Origin of the sequence: Bradyrhizobium sp. BR 10289, assembly GCF_019455385.1 — a bacterium.
GTDB lineage: Bacteria > Pseudomonadota > Alphaproteobacteria > Rhizobiales > Xanthobacteraceae > Bradyrhizobium.
The window spans coordinates 1-4,449 of the sequence record NZ_JACOFR010000046.1; the positions used below are offsets into that span (position 1 = coordinate 1).

Consider the following 4,449-nt stretch of genomic DNA (forward strand, 5'->3'; position numbering starts at 1 on the left):
CGTGCCGGCGCCGCCGCACATGATCAGGGGGATAATGCGTTTGTCCATCGTCATCTCAAACCTTGTAATGGTCCCGGTACCAAGTGACAAAATTCCGAACCCCGAGTGCGATCGGCGTTGACGGTGCAAAGCCGGTGTCGCGCATCAGATCCTCGACATCCGCGAACGTTTCCAAGACGTCTCCCGGCTGCATCGGCAGCAATTCCTTGATCGCCGTCCGACCCAGTTCCTGCTCCAGAAGTCCGACGACATGCATCAGCTCCTCCGGGTGGTGGTTGCCGACATTGTAGATCCTGGACGGCGCATTTGCCGCGGCCGGATCGTCTGCGGGCACCCGATCGATCAGCTTGGACACCACACGGGTGACGTCGTCAATATAGGTGAAGTCGCGGCGCATCTGGCCGTGATTGAACAGCCGGATCGGCTGGCCCGCCAGGATGGCCTTCACGAACAGAAACATGGCCATGTCGGGCCGTCCCCAGGGACCGTAGATGGTGAAGAAGCGCAAGCCGGTGACCGGGAGCCGGTAGAGATGGCTGTAGGACTGCGCCATCAGCTCGTTCGCCTTCTTGGTCGCAGCGTAGAAACTGACGGGATGATCGGTGCGGTCCTTGACGGCAAATGGCAGTTTCGTGTTGGCGCCGTAAACGGAGGATGACGAAGCGTAGACGAGATGACGACAGCCGTTGTTGCGGCAGCCCTCCAGCACGTTGAGAAAGCCCGCCAGATTGGAATCGACATAGGCCTGCGGCTGCTCGATCGAGTGGCGCACGCCGGCCTGGGCGGCCAGATGCACGACCTCCCTGAACCGGTGCCGCGCAAACAGCGCCGCGATGGTCTCGCGGTCGGCAAGGTCAGCCTTGACGAAGGAGAAGCCGGAATCGTTCTGCAGCAGTTCCAGCCGGGCCTGCTTCAGCGCCGGATCGTAATAGAGGTTGAGATTGTCGAGCCCGATCACGGGCCGGCCTTCGGCCAGAAGCTGCCGGGCGACGTGAAATCCGATGAAGCCGGCGGCCCCCGTGACCAAAATCGCCTGATCCGTCATCCTGTTCCCAAGGGATACCTCGCCCGCGGCGCCTGTTTAGCCGCTTTTGAGGGGGTCGCAATAGCCCGAGAGACAGCTATTGCAAGATCGGCACCAAAACCATACCAAAGCGGCCGAATTCGGCGCCTCGCGTCGGGTTGCCTCAATTCTTCGCAAAACCCACGCGGGCGAGATGCGCCGAATCCTGCTGTCGACGGCCAAGATCCTGATTTCCGCAGCGCTGCTCTATCTGGCGCTGCGCAAGGTCGACCTGACCGAACTGTTGTCGCGCTTCAGCACGTCCAGCCTGTTCTGGATCGCGATGGCGATCGCAGTCACGTTCCTGCAGATCTTCGTCGGCGTGCTGCGCTGGCGCGAGATCAGCGCCGAATGCGGCGCACCGCTCGAGCTCGGCCGTGCCATGCGCTACAACGTGATCGGGTCGTTCTTCAACCAGACCCTGCCGTCCGCGATCGGCGGCGATGCGGTGCGGCTGTGGCTGGTTGCGCGCGCGGGCGCCGGATGGCGTGCGGCCACCTACTCGATCTTCGTCGATCGCGCCATCGGCCTCGTCGCACTTGCGATCGTCATCGGCGCGAGCCTGCCCTGGAGCTACCGGCTCATCACCGATCCGCACGGGCGCTCGGCGCTGCTGCTGCTGGACCTCGTCGCGCTCGCCGGCGGCGTCGGCTTCCTGATCTTCGGCGCACTGAAATGGCCGTGGCTGAAGACCTGGTGGGCCACCCATCACCTTCACGCCTGTGCCGCGATCGCCAACCGCGTGATGTTCAATGCCACGCGAGGACCTGTGGTGGCGATCCTGTCGGTCGTCAATCACGTGCTCGCCGTCGTCATCGCCTGGTGCGTGGTGCAGGCGATCGCAGCGCCGGTCAGCTTCGGCCAGATCTTCCTGCTGATTCCGCCGGTCATGCTGATCACCTTGATGCCGATCTCGATCGCCGGCTGGGGCGTCCGCGAGGCCACCATGGGCCTCGCCTTCGGCTTCGCCGGGCTCGCGTCCAATGAAGGCGTCAACATCTCGCTGCTATTCGGTGCGGTCTCGTTCATCGTCGGCGCGTTCGGCGGCCTGGTCTGGGTCCTCAGCGCGGAGAAGGCCGCGCAGGGCTCGGCGCAGCTGGGAGTGCCGGAGGTGCAGGAGTGAGCGCAGCCACCGACGCGCTCGTCGCCATGCCCTCGCTGCTTGCCGTTGCGATCGCCGCGCTGATCGCGGCCGCCGTCACCTGGACCAGCCGCCCCCTGCTCCAGCGCTATGCGCTGGCGCGGCCCAACGCGCGGTCCTCCCATCGCATCCCGACCCCGCAAGGCGCAGGCATCGCGGTGATCTCGGCGACGCTCATCGTCGCTTGCGTATGGGCCGGCTGGGCCAATGTCGCGATCCCGCCGATCCTCGTCATTGCGACCATCGTGATCGCGCTGGTCGGATTTGCCGACGATATCCTGTCGCTGCCGGTGCTCGTGCGGCTGGTGCTGCAGGCGGGGTGCGTCGGTGCAATCGTGTTCACCGCACCCGAGACCGCGCGCATCGTGCCGGCACTGCCGCTCGCCCTGGAGCGCGGCCTCATCCTCCTTGCCGGAATCTGGTTCGTGAACCTCGTCAACTTCATGGACGGGCTCGACCTGATGACGGTGGCGGAAGTGGTGCCGGTCACCGCTGCGCTGCTGCTGCTGGGCTGGCTCGGCGATCTGTCATGGCCGGCTGCATTGCTTGCCGCGGCGCTGTGCGGCGCCACGCTCGGCTTCGCGCCGTTCAACAAGCCGGTCGCCAAAGTGTTTTTGGGCGACGTCGGCAGCCTGCCGATCGGCCTCCTGCTCGGATGGTGCCTCCTCGAGCTCGCCTGGCAGGGACAGCCGGCCGCGACGCTGCTGCTGCCCGGCTATTATCTTGCGGATTCCACCATCACGCTGTTTCGCCGCGTCGCGCGCCGCGAACAGTTCTGGTCGGCGCACCGCTCGCATTTCTATCAGCGCGCGACCGACAACGGTTATTCGGTACCGCGGGTGATCGGCGAGGTGTTCGCGCTCAACCTGATGCTTGCGGGGCTCGCCATCCTCACCGTTCGTGCCGGCTCGACGGCGATCACGATCGTGTCGCTGCTCGCGGGCGCGGCCGCGATCGGCATCTTGCTGCGCCGCTTCTCCCGCCTTCAACGCGGCTGAGCCGACAGCGCCAGCCGCAGGCCCTCGTCGAGCGTGACCTGCGGCTGCCAGCCGGTCGCGATCGCCTTGGAGACGTCGAGCTCGAGCGAGCCGATCAAGCTGTCGTGCGTATCCTGCTGGCCGATTACGCTGAGCAGCGTCCCGAGCAGGTCCGGCGGCATGCCGAACAGCCGCGGGCTCTTGCCGAACGCCCTCGCCAGCCGCTCGATGAATTCAGGGGTGGAGACCTGCTCGCGGTCGGCCACCAGGAAAATCTCGAAATTACTGGCGGGGGTCGGGATGCGCGAGCCGGCGCGCGATGAACGACGACAGGTTCTGCGCTGAGAGGAAGGCGCGGTGATTGCGGATCGAGCCGAACGGCAGCGGCAGCCCCAGATGCACGGCGCGCGTCAGCAGCGCGAAATTGCCCCTGGCGCCCGCCCCATAGACCAGCGGCGGCCTGATCACCGAGACCTTCATGTCGCTATCGCGCGCGAGCGTCCGCAGGCCCGCCTCGGCCGCGGCCTTGGACATGCCGTAGAGACCGCGGGGCGTGAGGATGTCCTGCTCGCTGAACGGCGCGCGGCCGTCGTTGCTGCGCCCGTGCACCAGCACGGTGCTGACGAAGATGAACTGGCGCGCGCCTGCGGTCGCCGCGGAGCGCGCCAGATGCAGCGTGCCGGCGATGTTGACGTTGCGATAGAGCTGGACCGCGTGCTCCTCGTGCTTGTGGTGCACGCGCGCGGCGAGATGGACGACGGCATCGACGCCTTCGAGCGCAGACGTCCAGTCGGTATCGGGGCCGATCGTCTCGATTACGACCTCGTCGTCGGTTCCCCCCGGGGCTGCGCACCGCGCCGCGGACCTTCCAGCCCGCACTCACGTGCGCGGGCGCCACGTGACTTCCGACGAAGCCGCTTGCGTCCGTCACCAGCGCGACCGGTTTGCGTTCGGTCATCTTTGCTCCGAAAGCTCGGGGTTACGACGATCTTGCCGGCGACCTTGTCTCGCGATGCATGGTCAGGCCGCGGTCGACCCGAATTCCGGAACCGCATCCTTCAGGATGGTCCTGATCGTGGCGCGATCATCGCGCGCGATCGCCTGCTCGAGCGCCGCGATCCATTTGCGCAGCGTCTGCATCGGCGGCTCGTTCGGCTGCGCCGCCATGATGCCGGCAACCCCGATCTCGCGGGTCGGCTCCTCGGAGGCGAACAGGATCTCGTGCAGGCGCTCGCCCGGCCGCATGCCGGTGAACACGATCTCGATGT

6 protein-coding genes are annotated in these 4,449 nt (G+C 66.2%); 2 read left to right on the forward strand and 4 right to left on the reverse strand.

Going from position 1 to position 4,449, the window contains the following annotated elements; all coding sequences use genetic code 11:
- Positions 1–55: 55 nt before the first annotated feature.
- A complete protein-coding gene (locus HYH08_RS37220; RefSeq protein WP_220014794.1) occupies positions 56–1,045 on the reverse strand; it encodes an SDR family NAD(P)-dependent oxidoreductase in 990 nt (329 codons plus the stop codon).
- 172 nt (positions 1,046–1,217) lie between these two features.
- Between HYH08_RS37220 and HYH08_RS37225 the strand changes: the two genes are divergently transcribed.
- Positions 1,218–2,186 carry a lysylphosphatidylglycerol synthase transmembrane domain-containing protein gene (locus tag HYH08_RS37225; RefSeq protein ID WP_220014795.1) on the forward strand — a complete coding sequence of 323 codons (969 nt, stop codon included), beginning with the start codon at positions 1,218–1,220 and terminating at the stop codon, positions 2,184–2,186.
- Positions 2,183–3,202 (forward strand): MraY family glycosyltransferase, encoded by a 1,020-nt coding sequence (locus tag HYH08_RS37230; RefSeq protein ID WP_220014796.1) that lies wholly within the window; start codon positions 2,183–2,185, stop codon positions 3,200–3,202. Before HYH08_RS37225 ends, HYH08_RS37230 begins: the two co-directional genes overlap by 4 nt.
- Here the strand turns inward: HYH08_RS37230 and HYH08_RS37635 are convergent.
- From HYH08_RS37635 to HYH08_RS37240, 3 genes are all read right to left on the reverse strand, one after another.
- Positions 3,190–3,447, reverse strand: a complete 258-nt coding sequence (locus HYH08_RS37635) for a Rossmann-fold NAD(P)-binding domain-containing protein (protein ID WP_228748320.1) — start codon at positions 3,445–3,447, stop codon at positions 3,190–3,192. The genes HYH08_RS37230 and HYH08_RS37635 overlap by 13 nt on opposite strands.
- 16 nt (positions 3,448–3,463) lie before the next feature.
- Positions 3,464–4,060 carry an NAD-dependent epimerase/dehydratase family protein gene (locus tag HYH08_RS37640; RefSeq protein WP_349631493.1) on the reverse strand — a complete coding sequence of 199 codons (597 nt, stop codon included), beginning with the start codon at positions 4,058–4,060 and terminating at the stop codon, positions 3,464–3,466.
- A gap of 141 nt (positions 4,061–4,201) precedes the next feature.
- On the reverse strand, positions 4,202–4,449 hold a 248-nt coding region (locus HYH08_RS37240; protein WP_220014797.1), incomplete at its 5' end, for a polysaccharide biosynthesis protein.